At 69.7% G+C, this 22,696-nt stretch carries 1 protein-coding gene; it reads left to right on the top strand.

Annotated elements, in window-relative coordinates; all coding sequences use genetic code 11:
• Window positions 1-461: 461 nt before the first annotated feature.
• On the top strand, window positions 462-22,607 hold the full coding sequence (locus S1361_RS05315) for a non-ribosomal peptide synthase/polyketide synthase (protein ID WP_279577652.1): 22,146 nt from the start codon (window positions 462-464) through the stop codon (window positions 22,605-22,607).
• Window positions 22,608-22,696 lie beyond the last annotated feature (89 nt).

Raw genomic sequence — 22,696 nt, 5'->3', positions numbered from 1 at the left:
GCGCCGGCCGATGCCGCCGCACGGGAACTCGCTTGACGCCTCTTGATTCTGTTGATTGACTCACGGTGATCGTTCGCTCGGATGGCTTCTGAGGAACGCTGATTGGTTTTACTCGCCTACGGGGGGTTGAGTGCCGGTGTCAGAAAGTAAGCGTGGGATCAGACCGCCTGAGTACGGCCCGGTTCAACCGTGAACGTTGAAGTTCCTTCGTTGTGCCCGTGAGCGCACTCCTTTCACCATGGGGTAAATCACCGGAACGACCAGCCATGCGACGAACGGGCGAAGTTCCGTGGTCGAGTGGATTCCGGTGATCCACCGTGGTCTTCATCACGGGGCCGTTGAACCGGCATATACCGCCGCACGGCCCTGAGGGCGGCCGGTTTCCCGTGTCCAACCTTCACGTTGCACTTCCTCACTCTCTTCACCTTGGCCGCGGACGCCTTTAGTTTTGACATCTCTAGATATCTGACCGACATCTCAGCTGTGCTCCAGTAGGCAGGAAGAAGGAAGAGCTTGTGATCCCGTTGTCCTTTGCGCAGCGCCGGTTGTGGTTCCTGCACAAGCTGGAGGGGGCGTCGGCGACATACAACATGCCGCTGGTGCTGCGATTGAAGGGCAGGGTGAACGCGGAGGCACTCGAGGGCGCTCTGCGGGACGTGATGGAGCGGCACGAGCCGCTGCGTACGGTATTTCCCGAAGCCGACGGTGAACCGCATCAGCTGGTGCTGGACCCGACGGATGCCCGGCTCGACTGGGAACGTCGGCCCATGACGGAGGAGGAGCTGCCGGAGGTCCTGGAGGAGGCGGCGCGTTACGGCTTCGACCTCTCCCGCGACATACCGGTCCGTGCCTGGCTGTTCGAGACCGGTCCCGAGGACAGTGTCCTGCTGCTGCTGGTGCATCACATCGCCGGCGACGGCTGGTCGATGGGCCCGCTCGCACGTGACCTGGCCGAGGCGTACACCGCCCGTGTCGAGGAACGGGATCCGCAGTGGTCCGAACTGCCGGTGCAGTACGTCGACTACACGCTCTGGCAGCGCGAGCTGCTCGGCGACGAATCGGACCCGGAGAGCGTGCTGGCACGCCAGGTCGCCTACTGGAAGGAGCGGCTGGCTGACCTTCCGGAGCAGGTGACCTTCCCCACCGACCGCTCCCGCCCGGCGGTGGCCTCCTACGAGGGTGCCCAGCTGACGTTGGAGCTGGACCGGGAGCTGCACCGAGGGCTGGTGGGGCTGGCGCGGGACGCCAACGCGACGGTCTTCATGGTGTTGCAGGCCGGTATGGCGGCGCTGCTCACGCGCCTTGGCGCGGGCACCGACATCCCGCTGGGCGCTGGTATCGCGGGCCGCACCGATGAGGCCCTCGACGACCTCATCGGCTTCTTCGTGAACATGTTCGTGCTGCGTACGGATACCGCGGGCGACCCGAGCTTCGAGGAACTGCTGGGCCGGGTGCGTAAGGCGAGCCTCGCGGCGTACGAGCATCAGGATGTGCCGTTCGAGCATCTGGTGGAGCTGCTCAATCCCCAGCGCTCGACCTCCCACCACCCCCTCTTCCAGGTGTGCCTCGTCCTCCAGAACGCAGCCAGCGGAGACTTCGAACTCCCTGGCCTCCAGGTGCAGGCGGAGGTCCTCGGCTCCGGTACGTCGCGCTTCGACACCCTCATCTCCCTCAGCGAACGCCACGACCCGGCAGACGGCCCGACGGGGATCGAGGTGGTCGTCGAGTACGCGACGGACCTGTTCGACCGTTCTTCGGTGGAGGGGTTGTTGGCGCGGTGGGTGCGGTTGCTGGAGCAGGTGGTGGCGGATCCGTCGTTGCCGATCGGGCGGGTGGAGGTGTTGGCGGAGGCTGAGCGTGAGGAGCTGTTGACGGCGTGGAACGACACGTCTGTTGAGGTTCCTTTGGTGACGTTGGCGAGTTTGGTCGAGGCTCAGGCGTTGCGGGCTCCGGGTGCTACGGCGTTGGTGCGGGCTGGTGAGGTGTTGTCGTATGCGGAGTTGAATGCGCGGGCGAACCGGTTGGCGCACTGGTTGATCGGTGAGGGTGTCGGTCCGGAGACGCGGGTGGGGGTGATGTTGCCGCGGTCGGTGGATCTGGTGGTTGCGGTGGTTGCCGTGCTCAAGGCCGGTGGTGCTTATGTTCCGGTGGATGTGGATTATCCGGCGGAGCGGCGGGCTTTTATTTTGGCGGATGCGGCTCCGGTGTTGTGTCTGGATGAGGAGGCGTTGGCGCGGGATGTCTCGGGGTTCCCGGATGTTGATCCGGGGGTTGTCGTTGAGTTGGATCATCCTGCGCATGTGATCTATACGTCGGGTTCGACGGGTCGTCCCAAGGGTGTGGTGGTTTCGCATCGGGGTGTGGCGAGCTTGGCGCATACGGAGATGGAGTTGTTGGGGCTGAGTGTGTCGAGTCGGGTGTTGCAGTTTGCTTCGCCCAGTTTCGACACTGCTTTTTGGGACATGTTGGTGGCGTTTGCGGCGGGTGCTGCTTTGGTGGTGCCTGAGCGTGGGCGTTTGGTGGGTGAGGAGTTGCGGCGTGTGTTGGCCGAGGGTCGGGTGACGCATGCGTTCATTCCGCCGTCGGTGGTGGCGACGTTGGCGCCGGGGGTGGCGGGTGAGCTGACGGATTTCGTGTGTCTGGTGGCGGGTGCGGAGGCGGTGCCGCCGGAGTTGGTGGCGCGTTGGTCGCCGGGGCGTCGGGTGATGAACATGTATGGCCCGACGGAGTCGACTGTTGCCGTGACGATGGCGGGTCCTCTGGGTGGGGGTGTTGTGCCGATTGGTCGTCCGGTGGCCAATACTCGGGCGTTTGTGCTGGACGAGGGGTTGTGTCCGGTTCCGGTGGGTGTTGCGGGTGAGTTGTATGCGTCGGGTGCGGGTTTGGCGCGTGGTTATGTCAATCGTCCTGGTCTGACGGCTGAGCGGTTTGTGGCGTCTCCGTTCGAGCCGGGTGCGCGGATGTATCGCACGGGTGACTTGGCGCGGTGGCGTGCGGATGGCCAGTTGGAGTACCTGGGGCGTGTCGACCACCAGGTCAAGGTCCGCGGCTTCCGTATCGAGCCCGGCGAGATCGAATCCCTGCTTCTCGACCACGAAGGCGTGCGCCAGGCGGCGGTCGTGGCCCGCGAGGACACCCCCGGCGACCAGCGGCTCGTCGCCTATGTGGTGCCGGACCTGGAAGCCGCCGCCGCGGCGTCCCCCACTTCCTGGGTGAGCGCTCCCGCCGAGGTGTCCGGGGGCGTGGGTGCGCAGCTGGAGGAGTGGCGGGAGATCTACGACACGGTTTATGCGGGGTTAGGCTCGGGCGGGTTCGGCGAGGACTTCTCGGGTTGGGTGAGTTCGTATTCAGGTACGCCGATTCCATTGGTCGAGATGCGGGCGTGGCGTGATGCGGCCGTGGAGCGGGTGCGGGGTTTCGATGGCGACCGGGTCCTGGAGATCGGTGTCGGCAGCGGTCTGCTGATGGCACATCTGGCCCGGGATGTGGCGGAGTACTGGTGTACGGACCTGTCGGGTGCGGTGGTCGAGCGTTTGTCGGCGCAGGTTGAGGCCGAGGGGCTGGCGGACCGCGTGCGGTTGCGCGTGCAGGCGGCCGATGTCGTGGAAGGGTTGCCTGCGGAGTATTTCGATACGGTGCTGGTGAACTCGGTAGTGCAGTACTTCCCTGATGGGGAGTATCTGGCCCGGGTGGTGGACCGAGCGTTGGGACTGCTGGCGCCTGGGGGCCGGCTGGTTATCGGTGATGTGCGTCATGCGGGGTCGTTGCGGGCCTTGCATGCGGCTGTGCACAACGGCCGCGGTGCGGCGGCACGAACGGTGGTGGATCGTGCGGTGCTGCTGGAGAAGGAGCTGGTTGCAGCGCCGGAGTTCTTCACGGGTCTAGCTGCTCGGGACGAGCGAATCGGGGCGGTGGATATCCGTCTCAAGCGGGGTGACTACCACAACGAGCTGACGCGGCATCGGTACGAGGTGGTGCTGCACAAGGCCCCCACGCAGGTTGTGGATGTGTCCGGGGTGCGGCAGGTGCCCTGGACAGGAGACGCGGATCTCTCCGAGCTCTTGGGTGACTGTGCTGAACCGGTGCGGGTCACGGGCATTCCCAATGCACGGCTGGCCGGCGAGGTGGCTGCCGAGCGGGCGCTGGACGGGCGGGACGCGGAGGACTTCGGCAAGGAAGCGGACCCCGAGGACCTGGTCGTCCGGGGTGCGGAGCGCGGGCTCCGGGTCGTGACGACCTGGTCGTCGCGGTCGGTGGCGCTGTTCGACGCCGTCATCCTCCCCGCCCGGATGAGCGACGCCGTCCTGACCGGTGTGTACGTGCCGGCGGTCTCCGGTGGCCCGTGGGTGAACAACCCGCTGGCCGTCCGTGCCATCGGCGACGTGGTGCAGGCCGCCCGCGCCCGGCTGGCCGAGGGGCTGCCGGAGTACATGGTGCCGTCGGCGGTGGTGGTGTTGGACCGGCTGCCGTTGAACCCGAACGGCAAGCTGGACCGCGGGGCGCTGCCGGTGCCGGATTATGCGGCGACGACCGGGGGCCGGGGGCCGCGCAATCCGCGGGAGGAGGTGCTGTGCGGTCTGTTCGCCGAGGTGTTGGGCGTGGACCGGGTCGGTATAGACGACGGTTTCTTCGACCTCGGCGGGCACTCCCTGCTCGCTACGCGTCTGGTGAGCCGCATTCGCAGCGTGCTGGGGGTGGAGCTGCCGATCAAGGAGGTCTTCCAGGCGCCGACGGTGGCGGGTCTGGCGGAGTATCTGTCGGGGGCTGGGGGGCACTCTCGTACGGCGCTTGCGCCGATGGTGCGTCCGGATGTGGTGCCGCTGTCGTTCGCGCAGCGTCGCTTGTGGTTCCTGCACAAGCTCGAGGGTCGTTCGGCGACCTACAACATGCCGTTGGCGCTGCGTTTGACCGGTGGGGTGGATGCCGGGGTGCTTCGGGCCGGGCTGCGTGATGTGGTGGGCCGGCATGAGTCGTTGCGTACGGTCTTCCCCGAGGTCGATGGTGAGCCGCATCAGTTGGTGCTCGATGTGGAGAGCGTTGATCTGAGCTGGGAGCGTCGTACGGTCACGCAGGCGGAGCTGCCGGGTGCGTTGGAGGAGGCGGCTCGGTACGGTTTCGATCTGTCTCGTGAGATTCCGGTGCGTGCCTGGCTGTTCGAGACCGGTCCGGACGACTGTGTGCTGTTGTTGTTGATGCATCACATCGTGGGTGACGGCTGGTCCATGGGTCCGCTGGCGCGGGACGTGGTGGAGGCGTACACGGCGCGGGCGGAGAACCGCGCTCCGCAGTGGACGCCCCTTCCGGTGCAGTACGCCGACTACGCCCTCTGGCAGCGCGAACTGCTCGGAGACGAGGGTGACAGCACCAGTGTCTACGCGCAGCAAGTCGCGTACTGGCGCGAGCGGCTGGCGGACCTTCCGGAGCAGGTGTCTTTCCCCACCGACCGGCCCCGCCCGGCGGTTGCCTCTTACGCGGGCGCTCATCTGACGTTCTCGCTGGAGTCGAAGCTGCACCGGCGGCTGGTGGAGCTGGCGCGGGGTGCGAACGCGACGGTGTTCATGGTGCTGCAGGCCGGTTTGGCGGCGCTGCTGACCCGGCTGGGTGCCGGTACGGACATCCCGCTGGGTTCGCCGATCGCCGGCCGGATGGATGACGCGCTCGACGATCTCGTCGGGTTCTTCGTGAACACGCTGGTGCTGCGCACGGACACGTCGGGCGATCCGAGCTTCGAGGAGCTGCTGGGCCGGGTCCGGGAGACGAGTCTGGCCGCTTACGAGCATCAGGACGTGCCGTTCGAGCATCTGGTGGAGCTGCTCAATCCCCAGCGCTCGACCGCGCACCACCCGCTCTTCCAGGTCATCCTCGGTCTGCAGAACGCTCCAGAGGCATCCTTCGACCTGCCGGGCCTCCAGACGGACGCGGAGAGCGTGAATCTGGGCGTGTCGCGCGTCGACTGCGCCGTGAACGTCATCGAACGTCACGACGACGCCGGTCGCCCGGTGGGCATCGACGCGTTGGTCGAGTACGCGACGGACTTGTTCGACCGGGGGACGGTCGAGGGGTTGTTGGCGCGGTGGGTGCGGTTGCTGGAGCAGGTGGTGGCGGATCCGTCGTTGCCGATCGGGCGGGTGGAGCTGCTGGCGGAGGCTGAGCGCCGGGAGCTGGTGACGGCGTGGAACGACACGGCTGTCGAGGTGCCCGAGGCGACGCTGTCCGAGCTGTTCGAGACCCAGGTGCGCCGTGCCCCGGATGCTGTTGCGCTGGTGTGCGGTGCGGAGCCGGTCTCGTACGGGGAGCTGAACGTGCGGGCGAACCGGTTGGCGCACTGGCTGATCGGTCAGGGGGTCGGTCCGGAGAAGCTGGTGGCGGTGGAACTGCCGCGTTCGGTGGACCTGGTGGTGGCCGTGCTGGCGGTGCTCAAGGCCGGCGGCGCCTACATACCGATCGACCCGGACTACCCGGAAGAGCGGCGCGCCTTCCTGCGCGCCGACGCCGGACCCGTCGTTGTCCTGGACGAGGCGTCGACGGCGCGGGATGTGTCCGCCCTCCCCGACACCAATCCCGCGACCGAAGTCGGGCGGGATCAGCCCGCGTATGTGATCTACACCTCAGGTTCCACCGGCACCCCCAAGGGCGTCGTGGTCACCCATGCGGGAACCGCCGGCCTCGCCAGGTCGCTGCAGGAGCGGCTCGAGGTGGGCCCGGACAGCCGGATGCTGCAGTTCGCCTCCCCCAGCTTCGACGTCGCGTTCAGCGACCTGTGCACGGCGCTCGGCGTCGGCGCCGCGCTGGTCATTCCCGAAGAGGGACGACTCTCGAACGAGGCGCTGCGACGGGTCCTCGCCGACCAGGCCGTCACGCATGTGCAGCTTCCGATGTCGGTGCTGCGCGAAATGACCTTCGACGGCGTCGAGTCGGGACTGCCCGATCTGGCGACCGTGGTCACCGGCGGCGAGGTCTGTCCGCCGGAGCTGGCGGCCCGCTGGTCCGTGGGGCGCCGGCTGCTCAACGCCTACGGCCCGACGGAGGCGACGGTCTGCGTGTCCCTGAGCGATGCGCTCACCGGCGACGCGGTGCGAGCGGGCGTCGTGCCTGTGGGACGCCCCCTCGCCAACACGAGGACGTTCGTGCTGGACGCGGGCCTGCGGCCGGTTCCGGCGGGCGTGGTGGGCGAACTGTATGTGATGGGCGCGGGCCTGGCCCGCGGCTACGCGGGCCGCGCGGGACTGACCGCCGAGCGGTTCGTCGCCTCGCCGTTCGAGCCGGGCGCGCGGATGTACCGCACCGGTGACCTGGCCCGGTGGCGCGCGGACGGACAGCTGGAGTACGCGGGCCGGGCCGACGACCAGGTCAAGATCCGCGGCTTCCGGATCGAACCGGGGGAGATCGAGTCGCACCTCGCCGGGTTCCCCGAGGTGGACCGGGCCGCGGTGCTGCTCCGCGAGGACGCGCGCGGCGACCAACGACTGGTCGCCTACGTGGTGCCGGCCGAGGACGCCACGGTGGAGCCTGCCCCGCTCCTCGCCTGGCTGGGCGAGCGGGTGCCGCAGTACATGGTGCCGTCGGCGGTGGTGGTGTTGGACCGGCTGCCGTTGAACCCGAACGGCAAGCTGGACCGCCGGGCGCTGCCGGAACCGGACTACGCGGTGACGGCCGGCGGCCGCGGACCGCGGACACCCCGCGAAGAGGTGCTGTGCGGTCTGTTCGCCGAGGTGTTGGGCGTGGACCGGGTCGGTATAGACGACGGTTTCTTCGACCTCGGCGGGCACTCCCTGCTCGCTACGCGTCTGGTGAGCCGCATTCGCAGCGTGCTGGGGGTGGAGCTGCCGATCAAGGAGGTCTTCCAGGCGCCGACGGTGGCGGGTCTGGCGGAGTATCTGTCGGGGGCTGGGGGGCACTCTCGTACGGCGCTTGCGCCGATGGTGCGTCCGGATGTGGTGCCGCTGTCGTTCGCGCAGCGTCGCTTGTGGTTCCTGCACAAGCTCGAGGGTCGTTCGGCGACCTACAACATGCCGTTGGCGCTGCGTTTGACCGGTGGGGTGGATGCCGGGGTGCTGCGGGCCGGGCTGCGTGACGTGGTCGGCCGGCATGAGTCGTTGCGTACGGTCTTCCCCGAGGTCGATGGTGAGCCGCATCAGTTGGTGCTCGATGTGGAGAGCGTTGATCTGGGCTGGGAGCGTCGTACGGTCACGCAGGCGGAACTGCCGGGTGCGTTGGAGGAGGCGGCTCGGTACGGTTTCGATCTGTCCCGTGAGATTCCGGTGCGTGCCTGGCTGTTCGAGACCGGTCCGGACGACTGTGTGCTGTTGTTGTTGATGCATCACATCGTGGGTGACGGCTGGTCCATGGGTCCGCTGGCGCGGGACGTGGTGGAGGCGTACACGGCGCGGGCGGAGAACCGCGCTCCGCAGTGGACGCCCCTTCCGGTGCAGTACGCCGACTACGCCCTCTGGCAGCGCGAACTGCTCGGGGAGTCGTCCGACGCGGACAGCCTCTTCGGGACCCAGGTCGCCTATTGGCGCGAGCGGCTGGCGGACCTTCCGGAGCAGGTGACTTTCCCCACCGACCGGCCCCGCCCGGCGGTTGCCTCTTACGCGGGCGCTCATCTGACGTTCTCGCTGGAGTCGAAGCTGCACCGGCGGCTGGTGGAGCTGGCGCGGGGTGCGAACGCGACGGTGTTCATGGTGCTGCAGGCCGGTTTGGCGGCGCTGCTGACCCGGCTGGGTGCCGGTACGGACATCCCGCTGGGTTCGCCGATCGCCGGCCGGATGGATGACGCGCTCGACGATCTCGTCGGGTTCTTCGTGAACACGCTGGTGCTGCGCACGGACACGTCGGGTGATCCGAGCTTCGAGGAGCTGCTGGGCCGGGTCCGGGAGACGAGTCTGGCCGCTTACGAGCATCAGGACGTGCCGTTCGAGCATCTGGTGGAGCTGCTCAATCCCCAGCGCTCGACCGCGCACCACCCGCTCTTCCAGGTCATCCTCGGTCTGCAGAACGCTCCAGAGGCATCCTTCGACCTGCCGGGCCTCCAGGCGGAGCTGGAAGGTGTGGAGCTGAGCCGGTCGAAGGCCGACCTTGAGCTGAGCGTGATCGAGCGCCGTGACCACGACGGCCGGCCAGACGGTATCGCCACCGTCGTCGAGTACGCGACGGACTTGTTCGACCGGGGGACGGTCGAGGGGTTGTTGGCGCGGTGGGTGCGGTTGCTGGAGCAGGTGGTGGCGGATCCGTCGTTGCCGATCGGGCGGGTGGAGCTGCTGGCGGAGGCTGAGCGCCGGGAGCTGGTGACGGCGTGGAACGACACGGCTGTCGAGGTGCCCGAGTCGACGCTGTCCGAGCTGTTCGAGACCCAGGTGCGCCGTGCCCCGGATGCTGTTGCGCTGGTGTGCGGTGCGGAGTCGGTCTCGTACGGGGAGCTGAACGTGCGGGCGAACCGGTTGGCGCACTGGCTGATCGGTCAGGGGGTCGGTCCGGAGAAGCTGGTGGCGGTGGAACTGCCGCGTTCGGTGGACCTGGTGGTGGCCGTGCTGGCGGTGCTCAAGGCCGGCGGCGCCTACATACCGATCGACCCGGACTACCCGGAAGAGCGGCGCGCCTTCCTGCGCGCCGACGCCGACCCGGTCCTCACTCTGGACGAGGCGTCGACAGCGCGGCACCTGCGAGACCTGTCGGGCTTCCCCGACACCGACCCCGAGACCGAGGTCGAGAAGGACCACCCGGCGTATGTCATCTACACCTCAGGTTCCACCGGCACCCCCAAGGGCGTCGTGGTCACCCACCGCGGTGTGGCGAGTCTGGTGACTGCGCAGATCGAGCGGTTCGCCGTGACGTCCGACAGCCGGGTGCTGCAGTTCGCGTCGCCGAGCTTCGACGCGGCGCTGTCGGAGATGGCGATGGCGTTCGGCTCTGGTGCCGCGCTGGTGCTGTCCGAGACCGGCGGGCTGGCCGGTGAGACGCTGGTCCAGGCGCTGACCCAACAGGGTGTCACCCATGTGACGGTGCCGCCGTCGGTGCTGGGCGCGCTGCCCGCCGGTACTGAGTCGGCCCTGCCGGCGCTGGCGACGGTGGTGCTGGCGGGTGAGGCCGCCGCGCCGGAGCTGGTGGCGCGGTGGTCGGCCGGCCGTCGGGTGATCAACGCCTACGGTCCGACCGAGTCGACCGTCTGTGTGTCGATGAGCGAGCCCCTGTCCGGCGACGGCGTGGTGCCCATCGGCCGTCCGCTGGCGAACACCAGGGTGTTCGTGCTGGACGAGGAGCTGCGGCCGGTCCCCGCGGGGGTCGCGGGCGAGCTGTATGTGGCGGGCGAGGGTCTGGCCCGTGGCTATGTGAAGCGGGCGGGGCTGACGGCCGAGCGGTTCGTTGCCTCTCCGTTCGAGCCGGGTGCGCGGCTGTACCGGACCGGTGACCTCGTACGGTGGCGCACGGATGGCCGCCTGGAGTACCTGAGCCGCGCCGACGAGCAGGTCAAGATCCGCGGCTTCCGGATCGAGCCCGGTGAGATCGCGTCCCTGCTGGCCGCCCGCGAGGGCATCCGGCAGGCGGTGGTGGTGGCCCGCGAGGACACCCCCGGTGATCGGCGGCTCGTCGCCTATGTGGTGCCGGACGGAGAGATGCCGGTGGAGCCGGCCGCACTCGTCGGCGACCTGGCGGAACGGCTGCCGCATTACATGGTGCCGACAACCGCGATCGTGCTGGAGCAGCTGCCGCTGACCTCCAACGGCAAGCTGGACCGCAACGCCCTGCCCGTGCCGGACTACGCGGTCGCGGAAGCCGGCCGTGGCCCGCGAACCCCCCAGGAGGAGACCCTCTGCGCGCTGTTCGCCGAGGTGCTGGGCGTGGAGCGGATCGGCATCGACGACAACTTCTTCGACCTCGGCGGCCACTCCCTGCTCGCCACCCGCTTCGTCAACCGGGTCCGTACCGAGCTCGATATGGACATCCCCTTCTACGTCATGTTCGAGTCGCCGACGGTGGCCCAGCTGGTGGAGGAGCTGGGGATCGGTGGCTCGACGCGTACGGCCCTGGAGCCGAGGGAACGCCCGGACGTGGTGCCGCTGTCGTTCGCGCAGCGCCGCCTGTGGTTCCTGCACCGCCTGGAGGGCCCGTCCGCGACCTACAACATGCCGCTGCCGCTGCGGCTCAGGGGCGCGGTGGACTCGGAGGCCTTGCAGGCCGCGCTGCGTGATGTGGTCGGCCGGCATGAGCCGTTGCGTACGGTCTTCCACGAGAACGACGGCGAACCGCACCAGGTGGTGCTCGAGGTGCACGACGCCGGGTTCGGCTGGGAACAGCGCTCCGTCACGGAGACGGAGCTCCCGGCCGCGCTGGACGCCGCCGCCCGCTACCGATTCGACCTGGTCGGTGAAACGCCCTTCCGTGCCTGGCTGTTCGAGATCGGTCCGGACGACTGCGTCCTGCTGTTGCTGCTGCACCACATCGCGGGTGACGGCTGGTCGCTGGGCGCTCTGGCGCGCGATGTGGCCGAGGCGTACGAGGCGCGCAAGCGGGGTGAGGAGCCCCGGTGGGCGGACCTGCCGGTGCAGTACATCGACTACACCCTGTGGCAGCGCGAACTCCTCGGCGACGAGGACGATCCGGAGAGCCTGTACTCCGGGCAGGTCGACCACTGGCGCCGGACGCTGGCCGGGCTGCCGGAGCGGATCGCGCTGCCGGCCGACCGGGCCCGCTCCGCGCACGCCTCGTACGCGGGCTCGTCCGTGAACGTCACCCTCGATGAGGAACTGCACCGCCGACTGGCGGAGCTGGCCCGTGCCTCGGGTGCCACGGTGTTCATGGCCCTGCAGGCCGCGTTCGCGGCGCTGCTGACCCGGCTGGGCGCGGGGACGGACATCCCCTTCGGTTCGCCTGTCGCAGGTCGGCGGGACGACGCGCTCGACGATCTCGTCGGCCTGTTCGTGAACACGCTGGTGCTGCGCACGGACACGTCGGGCGATCCGAGCTTCGAGGAGCTGCTGGGCCGGGTCCGGGAGACGAGTCTGGCCGCTTACGAGCATCAGGACGTGCCGTTCGAGCATCTGGTGGAGCTGCTCAACCCCCGGCGCTCTACCGCGCACCACCCGCTCTTCCAGGTGATGTTGGTCCTTTCCGACAACCCTGTCGCCGAGTTCGAGCTGCCCGGACTGGAGGTCAGCGGCGAGGCCGTCGACATCGAGACCGCTAAGGTCGACCTCTCGCTGAACGTGATGGAGCGCCATGACGCATCCGGCGGTCCCGGGGGCATCCTCGGCTCACTGAAGTACGCGACGGACTTGTTCGACCGGGGGACGGTCGAGGGGTTGTTGGCGCGGTGGGTGCGGTTGCTGGAGCAGGTGGTGGCGGATCCGTCGTTGCCGATCGGGCGGGTGGAGCTGCTGGCGGAGGCTGAGCGCCGGGAGCTGGTGACGGCGTGGAACGACACGGCTGTCGAGGTGCCCGAGGCGACGCTGTCCGAGCTGTTCGAGACCCAGGTGCGCCGTGCCCCGGATGCTGTTGCGCTGGTGTGCGGTGCGGAGTCGGTCTCGTACGGGGAGCTGAACGTGCGGGCGAACCGGTTGGCGCACTGGCTGATCGGTCAGGGGGTCGGTCCGGAGAAGCTGGTGGCGGTGGAACTGCCGCGCTCGGTGGACCTGGTGGTGGCCGTGCTGGCAGTGCTCAAGGCCGGCGGCGCCTACATACCGATCGACCCGGACTACCCGGAAGAGCGGCGCGCCTTCCTGCGCGCCGACGCCGGACCCGTCGTTGTCCTGGACGAGGCGTCGATGGCGCGGGATGTGTCCGCCCTCCCCGACACCGACCCCGAGGTCCAGGTCGAGATGGCGCACCCGGCGTATGTGATCTACACCTCAGGTTCCACCGGCACCCCCAAGGGTGTGCTGGTCGAGCACCGCGCCGTTGTCAACTACCTCAACTGGTCCACCCACCACTATCCGGCGGCCCGTGGCGCGACCCTGGTCCCGACGTCCGTGGCCTTCGACCTGACCGTCACAGGCCTGTACACCACCCTGACCGTCGGCGGCCGAGTCTATCTGTCCACCCTCGACGACCTCGCATCCCGCGAGAACACCGTCCCGGTGGCGTTTCTGAAGGCCACCCCCTCGCATCTGCCGATGCTGGAGGAGCTGCCCGGGCAGTGGTCGCCGGGCGAGATGCTGATCCTCGGAGGCGAGGCGCTGGCCGCCGATGTCCTCGCGCAGTGGCGCAAGGAGCACCGTCGGGTCACGGTCGTCAACGCCTACGGGCCGACCGAAACGACGGTCAACGTCACCGAATACCGCATCGGCCCGAAGGACAAGCTGCCCGAGGGCCCGGTGCCCATCGGCCGGCCGTTCTGGAACGTCCGGGCCTATGTGCTCGACGACCGGCTGCGGCCTGCGCCGACGGGTGTGGTGGGCGAGCTGTACATCGCGGGTGTGCAACTGGCCCGTGGCTACGTGGGCCGGTCCGGCCTCACCGCGGAGCGGTTCGTGGCCTGCCCCTTCGAGCCCGGCGTACGGATGTACCGGACCGGCGACCTGGCACGCTGGCGTCCGGACGGCAATCTGGAGTACGCGGGCCGGGCCGACGAGCAGCTCAAGATCCGCGGATTCCGGATCGATCCGGGCGAGGTCGCAGCCACCCTCCAGGACCACCCGGACGTACGGCAGGCCGCCGTCGCGGCCCACGGGACGGAGCAGGGCGACACCCGGCTCGTCGGGTACGTCGTACCGAAGGCGCGGACGGGGCCGGCCACGGACGGCGCGACGTCCACCGCCCCCACCGGTTTCGACGCCGCCGCTCTGCGCGCGCATGTCGCGGAGCGGCTGCCGGAATACATGGTGCCGTCGGCGGTGGTGGCCCTCGACGAGATCCCACTGACGCCCAACGGCAAGCTGGACCGACGGGCCCTGCCCGCGCCCGAGTTCGGCGCCACCAGCGGCGGCCGCGCGCCGCGCACGCCGCGGGAGGAGGTGCTGTGCGGCCTGTTCGCGGGCGTACTCGGTGTGGCGCGGGTCGGCATCGATGACAGCTTCTTCGAGCTGGGCGGGCATTCCCTGCTCGCCACCCGACTGGTCGCCCGGATCCGTCAGGTCCTGGGCGTCGAGGTGCCGATCTCCGAGGTCTTCGAGGCGCCGACCGTGGCCGGTCTTGCTCCCCGGCTGGACGTGGGCGGCCGGGCCCGTGCGGCGCTGGAACCCCGCCCGCGCCCGGACGCGGTGCCGCTTTCCTTCGCCCAGCGCCGCCTGTGGTTCCTGCACCGGCTCGAGGGGCTGTCGGCCGCGTACAACTGGCCCTTCGCGATCCGGCTGTCGAAAGCGGTGGACCAAGAGGCGCTGCAGGCGGCGCTGCACGACCTGGTGGACCGGCACGAGTCGCTGCGAACGGTCTTCCGTGAGACGGACGGTGAACCGCGGCAGGTCGTGCTCGACCCTGCAGAGGCCCGACTGCCCCTGCACACGGAGGTGGTGGCGCCGGAACGGCTGCACCAGGCAGTACAGGACGCCGTCGGCCACCGCTTCGACCTCGACGGCGAACCACCGGTGCGGGCACGGCTTTTCGTACCGAATGCCTCCGCCGCCGCTGACGGGCCGGTGCTGATGCTCCTGATGCACCACATCGTCGCCGACGGCGCCTCGCGAGCACCGCTGATGCGTGACCTCGCCCGGGCGTACGAGGCCCGGCTCGCCGGGGCGGCCCCCGACTGGCAGCCGCTGCCCGTGCAGTACGCCGACTACGCGCTCTGGCAGCAGGAACTTCTCGGCCGGACCGACGACCCGGACAGCCTGGTCTCGCAGCAACTCGCGTACTGGAAGAACGCGCTGGACGGTATCCCCGCCCAGCTCGAACTGCCCACGGACCGCCCGCGGCCCACCGTCGCCGGCTACCGCGGCGAGGTCCTTCCCTTCACCCTGGACGCTGAGCTGCACGCCGGACTGGGTACGGTCGCTGCCCAATCCCAGTCGACCCTTTTCATGGTCCTGCAGACGGCGTTCTCCGCCCTGCTCACCCGGCTCGGCGCCGGCCACGACATTCCCGTCGGCGTCCCCCTCGCGGGTCGCACCGACGAGGCGCTGGCCGACCTGGTGGGGTTCTTCGTCAACACCCTGGTGCTGCGCACCGACACCGGCGGCAACCCGGCCTTCGACCGGCTCCTCGCGCGTGTCCGGGACGGCGCGCTGACCGCGTACGCTCACCAGGACCTGCCGTTCGAGTACCTGGTCGAGGCGCTCAACCCGGTCCGGTCGCAGGCCAGCAACGCGCTGTTCCAGGTGATGTTTGCGCTCCAGAACATGGACACGGCCACGCTGAGTCTCCACGACATCGAGGCCACGCCGTACCCGCTGGACAGCGACAGCGCCAAGTTCGACCTGTTCCTGAGCCTGACCGAGGCGCAGACGGACCAGGGCGCGGCCGGTGGGCTGAGCGGAACGCTGGAGTACGCCACCGAACTGTTCGACCATGCCACAGCCGAGAAGATCGTCGCGTGGTATGAGCACTTCCTGCGCGCGGTGGTGAGCGACCCGGCGGTGCGTATCGGCGACGTCGAACTGCTGTCCGCCGACGAGCGGACCGAGGTGCTGGTCACCCGCAACGGTCTCGCGGCCCCGCCGCCCGCCCTCTGGCCGCACGAGCGGTTCGAGCGGCAGGCAGCGCTGGCCCCCGGCGCGCTCGCGGTGCGCGCCGGCGACGAGGAGGCGGACTACGGGCGGCTGGACCGGCGCGCCAACCAGCTGGCGCGGCTGCTCCTTGACAGCGGTGTCGGCGCGGAGAGCGTGGTGGCGCTGGCGCTGCCCCGCTCGGTGGACATGGTCGCGGCGATGCTGGCCGTCATGAAGGCCGGCGCGACCTATCTGCCGCTGGACCCGGCCCACCCCGCCGACCGGCTGGCGTACCTCCTCGGCGACGCCGCCCCCGCCGCCCTGATCACCACCGCGGCCATCCGTGCCGGCTTGCCCGACCCGCTGCCGGCACTGTCCTTCCTGCTCGGCGACGCCGACGTGGAGGACCGGCTGAGTGCCCTCGCGGCGGACGAGGTGACTGATGCCGAGCGCCGAATGCCGATCCATCCCGAACACGCCGCATACGTCATCTACACCTCGGGATCGACCGGCTACCCCAAGGGGGTGGTGATCTCCTACATGAGCATCAGCCACTTCCTCGACGCCGTTCTGGCCCGCGTCCCGCTGACCCGGAACGACCACATGGTGGCCGCCACCACCATCACCTTCGACATCGCCGCCGTGGAGATCTACGCGCCGCTGCTCGCCGGTGCGAGCGTGGACATCGCCACCGCGGAGGTTGCCAAGGACCCGGTCGCCCTGCGGCGGCTGATCGCCGACCGCGGTGCGACGGTGTTCCAGGCCACGCCCTCGATGTACCGCTCGATCCTGGCGCGGGCCCCGGAGGGGCTGTCGGGCGTACGCCTGCTCGTCGGCGGCGAAGCGCTGCCCGCCGAGCTGGCCGGGCGGCTGCACGCCCAGGGCGGCGGCGCGGTCAACCTCTACGGCCCGACCGAGGCTACGGTCTGGGCGACTGCCGCCGAGGTGACCGGACCGGCGGACGGCCCGCCTCTGATCGGCCTGCCGCTGCGCAACGCCCGGGCGTACGTGCTGGACGAGCGGCTGCGGCCGACCCCGGACGGCGTCGTCGGCGAGCTCTACCTGGCCGGCCCGTGCCTGGCCCGCGGCTACCGCGGCCGCTGCGGGCTCACCGCTGAACGCTTCGTGGCGAACCCGTTCGACGCGCCCGGCGACCGGATGTACCGCACCGGCGACCTCGTCAGATGGCGTGCCGACGGCCGACTGGAGTTCGTCGGCCGGGCCGACGACCAGGTCAAGGTGCGCGGCTTCCGTATCGAACTGGGCGAGGTCGAGGCCGCGCTGTCCCGGCAGGAGGGTATCGCCGCGGCCACCGTGCTCGTCCGCGAGGACAACGGCGACCCGCAGCTGGTCGGTTACGTCGTACCCGACGAGGACTGGGCGGACCGCTACGACTGTGCGGAGGCCGGCCGTCAGGTCGACTCCTGGCAGGAGGTCTATGAGTCGGTGTACCAGGGTCAGGCCGAACGCGGCGGCTTCTGGGAGGACTTCGGGATCTGGACGAGCAGCTACGACGGAGAGCCGATACCGCTCAGCGAGATGCAGGAGTGGCGTTCCTCGGCCGTCGCGGAGGTCCTGCGGCTCGCGCCGGGCAAGGTCCTGGAGCTGGGCGTCGGCAACGGTCTGATCTTGTCGCAGGTGGCACCGCACTGTGACGCCTACTGGGGCACCGACTTCTCGGCGTCGGCCATCGAGAGCCTGCGGACGCGGACGGCGGCCCGGGGGGATCTCGCGGAGCGCGTCGAATTACGCGCCCAGGCCGCCGACGACACCTCGGGCCTGCCACGGGACTTCTTCGACACCATCGTCGTCAACTCCGTGACCCAGTACTTCCCGCACGCCGACTACCTGACCGACGTCATCCGCAAGAGCCTGGACCTGCTGGTTCCCGGCGGTTCCCTCTTCCTCGGTGACATTCGCAACCTGCGGTTGCTGCGCCACCTCCAGGCGGGGGTGGTCGCACACCGGCAGGCCGTCGGCACGGACACCTTCCCGGACGCACTCGCGGTCCGGGACGCCGCACGGGCGCTGGTGGAGCAGAGAGTCATGGAGGAAGAGGAACTGCTCCTCGCTCCCGACTTCTTCGTCATGCTCGCCGAAACCCTGGCGGACGCCGGTGGCGTCGACATCCGTCTCAAGCGCGCCGGCCACGCCAACGAGCTCTCCCGTTACCGCTACGACGTGGTGATCCACAAGTCCCCCGTCGACACGATGACGGTGGACAGCCTGCCGGAGCTTTCCTGGGAGGCGGTGGGCGCCGCTGCAGGGGGGCTCGCGGCGGTGCTGCGTGACCATCCCGGTGGGCTGCGCCTGGCCGACGTGCCCAACGCCCGGCTGCGGGCCGACCACCGGGCGCTGAGCTCCTTCGAGGGGGGCGGCGCGGACCAGGAGACCGCCACCGACGCCGGCCTCGACCCGGAGGCGGTGTACGAAATCGCTGGCGTTCAGGGCATGGAGGCCGTGGCGACCTGGTCGAACTCCGGCCGGGACGACGCCTTCGACGCCGTCTTCCGGCCCGCCGGGACAGCCTCGCCGGTGGCCGCCTACCGCGGCTCCCAGGCGACCCGGGCCCACGCCCAGCACGCCAACAGCCCCGCCAGATCCCGTCGGCTGATCGAGCTGAACCGGGAACTCCGTGCCCAGCTGCGCAGCTGGCTGCCGGAGTACATGGTCCCCGCAGCCTTCGTCATCCTGGACCGGCTGCCGCTGTCCCCCATCGGCAAGCTCGACCGCACGGCGCTGCCCGTACCCGACTACGGAGCGCTCAGCGCAGGCCGCGAGCCGCGGTCCCCTCAGGAAGTCGCGCTGTGCGGGCTGTTCGCGGAGGTGCTCGGCCTGGAGCGGGTCGGCATCGACGACAGCTTCTTCGACCTCGGCGGCCACTCCCTGCTCGCCACCCGGCTGGTCAGCAGGATCAGGGGCACGTTCGGGGTGGAGGTGCCCATCGGCACCGTCTTCGACGATCCGACCGTGGCCGGGCTCGCCCGGCGCCTGGCCGGCAGTGGCCGGGCACGCGCCGCGCTGGTCGCGATGGACCGCCCCGGGGCCCTACCCCTTTCGTACGCGCAGCGCCGCCTGTGGTTCCTGCACAAGCTGGAGGGCCCCTCGCCGACGTACAACATGCCGCTGGCGCTGCGGCTGACCGGCCGGCTGGACCGGGATGCGCTGCACGCCGCGCTGCGGGACGTGGTCGCCCGGCACGAGTCGCTGCGTACGGTTTTCCCCGAAGTCGACGGCGAGCCCCGCCAGTTGGTGCTGGATATGGACCGGGCCTGGATCGGCTGGGAGACCCGGGCGGTCACCGAGGAGGAGCTGCCCGCGGCGCTGGACGCCGCGGCGCGGCACGGATTCGACCTCGCCACCGAGGTGCCGCTGCGCGCCTGGCTCTTGGAGACCGGCCCCGACGACTGCGTCCTGCTGATGCTGCTGCATCACATCGCTTGTGACGGCTGGTCCCTGGCACCACTGGCCAAGGACCTGGCCGCCGCCTATACCGCGCGCACCCGAGGCAACGCCCCGCAGTGGGCCGAGCTCCCCGTCCAGTACGCCGACTTCACGCTGTGGCAGCGGGAGGTGCTCGGTGACGAGGACGCCCCGGACAGCGCCCTGGCCCAGCAGGTGGCGTTCTGGCGGCGGACGCTGGACGGCGCGCCGGAAGAGCTGGCTCTGCCCACCTCCCGTCCCCGCCCCGACCAGCCCGGTCACGCAGGCGAGACCGCAGTGTTCGAGCTGCCCGCGCCGGTGCACCGCGCGCTGGTGGACCTGGCGGCCGAGTCCGGAGCGACCGTCTTCATGACGCTCCAGGCCACCTTGGCGGTGCTGCTTGCCCGATTGGGTGCCGGCGACGACATCGTCGTGGGTACCCCGATCGCCGGCCGCACCGACGAGGCTCTCGACGATCTGGTCGGGTTCTTCGTCAACACCCTGGTGCTGCGCACCGACCTGTCGGGCAATCCCACCTTCACCGAGCTCCTCGGCCGGGTCCGCAAGGCCGACTTGGACGTCTACGCCCACCAAGACCTTCCCTTCGAGCGGCTGGTCGAGATCCTCAATCCCGGCCGGTCCTCGTCCCGGCACCCGCTGTTCCAGGTCATGATGTCGCTGGGCAACACCGGCCGGGCCGAACTGACCCTGCCCGGACTCGACGTCCGCTTCACCGAGACCGGCACCGTGGCCGCCAAATTCGACCTCGACTTCCTCTTCACCGAGCACTTCGCCGACGACGGTGCGCCTGCGGGGATGGCCGGCGCGCTGCGCTACGCCACCGACCTGTTCGACCACGAGGCCGCGGAGGCGCTCGTGAACCGGCTGGGCAAGGTCGCCGAGGCGCTGGTCGCCGACCCGCAGCGGCCCGTTGGTGAGATCGACGTCCTGACCGACGCCGAACGCCACCGGGTGCTGTACGAGTGGAACGACACCGGCCGGGCCGTCCCGGACACCACCCTCGTGGAGCGCTTCCAGGCTCAGGCGCAGGCCACCCCGGACGCGGTGGCGGTGGAGGCCGGGGGATCGAGGCTCACCTACGGACAGCTCAACGCGCGCGCCAACCGGCTCGCCCACCATCTGGCCGGGCAGGGCGTCGGCCCCGAGCGGTTCGTCGGCCTGGCCGTGCCGGCCTCGCCCGAGGCGCTGGTCGCGCTTCTCGCTGTGCTGAAGACCGGGGCCGCCTACGTGCCTTTGGATCTCGGATACCCCGCTGAGCGGCTCGTCCACGTCCTGGACGACACCAGGCCGGTGTGCGTGCTCACCACGACCGGTGCGCGGTCCGCGCTCCCGGCGACGGACCACGTCTACCTCGCGCCCGACAACCCGGAGACCGCGGCGGCGCTGGCCGGACTGCCGTCGCACGACCTGTCCGACGCCGACCGCACCGCCCCGCTGCTGCCCCGGCACCCCGCGTACGTGCTCTACACGTCCGGTTCGACGGGGCGGCCGAAGGGCGTGGTGATCGAGCACCGCTCGGTGATGAACTACCTGACCTGGGCGACATACCACTACCCAGCCGCGCGTGGGGCGACGCTGGTGCACTCACCGCTCGCCTTCAACCTCACGGTGACGGCCCTGTACACCACCCTCCTCAGCGGCGGCCGGGTGTGTCTTCACGGGCTCGAAGAGCCGCCGTCGCGTGCGGAGGGCGGCGAGGGCCCGGACGGCGTCCCGGTGACGTTCCTGAAGGCGAGCCCGTCGCAGCTGCCGCTGCTGGAGGCGCTGCCCGAGGAGTGGTTGCCGGGCGGGACGCTGATACTCGGGGGCGAGGCGCTGACCGGCGAGGCGGTCGGACCCTGGCGTGCCGAGCACCCCGACGTGACCCTGATCAATGCGTACGGGCCGTCCGAGCTGACCGTCAACTGTGCACAGTTCACCCTGCCGGCGGGCGTGGAGACGCCCTCTGGCCCGGTGCCGATCGGCCGCCCCTTCTGGAACACGCACGCCTATGTGCTCGACGCCGGGCTGCGGCCCGTGCCGCCGGGGACGACGGGCGAGCTGTATGTGTCCGGCGTCCAGGTCGCCCGCGGCTATCTCGGCCAGCCCGGCCTCACCGCGGAACGGTTCGTACCGTGCCCGTTCGAGCCGGGGGCGCGGATGTACCGTACGGGAGACCTGGCGCGGTGGCGCGTGGACGGGCAGCTGGAGTTCGCCGGGCGCGCGGACGAGCAGGTGAAGATCAGTGGATTCCGTGTCGAACCAGGGGAGATCGCGGCCGCTTTGACGTCGCATCCGTCGGTACGGCGAGCGGTGGTCGTCGCCCGCGAGGACGGTCCGGGCGACGTGCGACTGGTCGGCTACGCAGTGCCCGGCGAGGGCACGACGGAGCTCGATGCCCAGGGGCTGCGGGCCCATCTGGCCGAGCGGTTGCCGGAGTACATGGTGCCGTCGGCGGTGGTGGCCCTCGACGAGATCCCGCTGACCCCGAACGGCAAGCTGGACCGCAGGGCCCTGCCCGCCCCCGACTACGCGGGCCCCGGCCGGCGCGCGCCCCGAACGCCGCACGAGGAGATGCTGTGCCGGCTGTTCGCCGAGGTCCTGGGCGTGGAGTGGGTCGGTGTCGATGACAGCTTCTTTGAACTCGGCGGTCATTCGCTGACGGCGATCCGGCTCCTCGTCCGGATCTGTGACGCCTTCGGTGTGGAGCTGCCGTTGCGGGTGCTCTTCGAGACGCCCACCGTGGCCGGCCTGGCCGGTCGGCTCGACGCCGCCGGCGAGGAAAACGCCCTCGACGTCCTTCTACCGTTGCGTACGCACGGCACCCGCAGCCCGCTCTTTTGCATTCACCCCGGCAGCGGGCTGAGCTGGTGCTATGCCGGCCTTCTCCCGCACCTCGACCAGGATATTCCGGTGTACGCTCTGCAGGCCCGCGGTCTGACGGGGGGAAAGCTGCCGGAATCAGTGGAGGAGGCGGCCCAGGACTATCTGGAGCACATTCTCCGGATTCAGCCGGAAGGCCCCTACTACCTTCTCGGCTGGTCATTCGGCGGCGGTGTTGCCCATGCGATCGCGGCATTGCTGGAAAAGCAAGGGCGAGAGGTGGGACTGCTGACACTGCTCGACTGCTTCCCGGTCAGCCCCGCCGACCGCCGGGAGGTGGAAGAAGGAATGGCCAAGGCGCGGGTGGCGGACATATACCGGGCCATGCTGGCGCTGTTCGACGTCGAGCTGGATGACGAGGAGGCCGAGTCGCTCGGCCACGAGAGCGTCATGGACATCCTGCAGACGAAGAACACCGCCCTGGCCGGCCTCACGGAAACCGAGGTCGGAGCCCTGTTGGAAGTGACGATGAGCAATGCCCGGCTGGCCTTGGACGCGGCCCCGCGGCCCGTGTCCGCGCCGACGTTGATCCTGGCCGCCACCGAGGGGGAGAAGGAGCACACGCTGGAACCCGGGGTGTGGGACCCCTATCTCACCGGTGAAATCCATTTCCAGAGGATAGATTGCCTGCACACCCACATGATGAACCCGGAGCCCATGCGGCAGCTCGGTCCTATCGTGTCCGAAAAGCTTCGACAGGCATTCACGGATGTCACCGGGTGAGCCACGAATGCGGGTCGCTCAACGCTGCATTCCTGTGCGTTGAGTGACCCGCGAAATCTCAACTCGTGATTACGTTTGACCTTGACGAC

It is taken from the genome of Streptomyces cyanogenus, assembly GCF_017526105.1.
GTDB lineage: Bacteria > Actinomycetota > Actinomycetes > Streptomycetales > Streptomycetaceae > Streptomyces > Streptomyces cyanogenus.
Note: the sequence above shows the minus strand (reverse complement) of the source record. Positions and strands in the feature narration are given on the sequence as shown.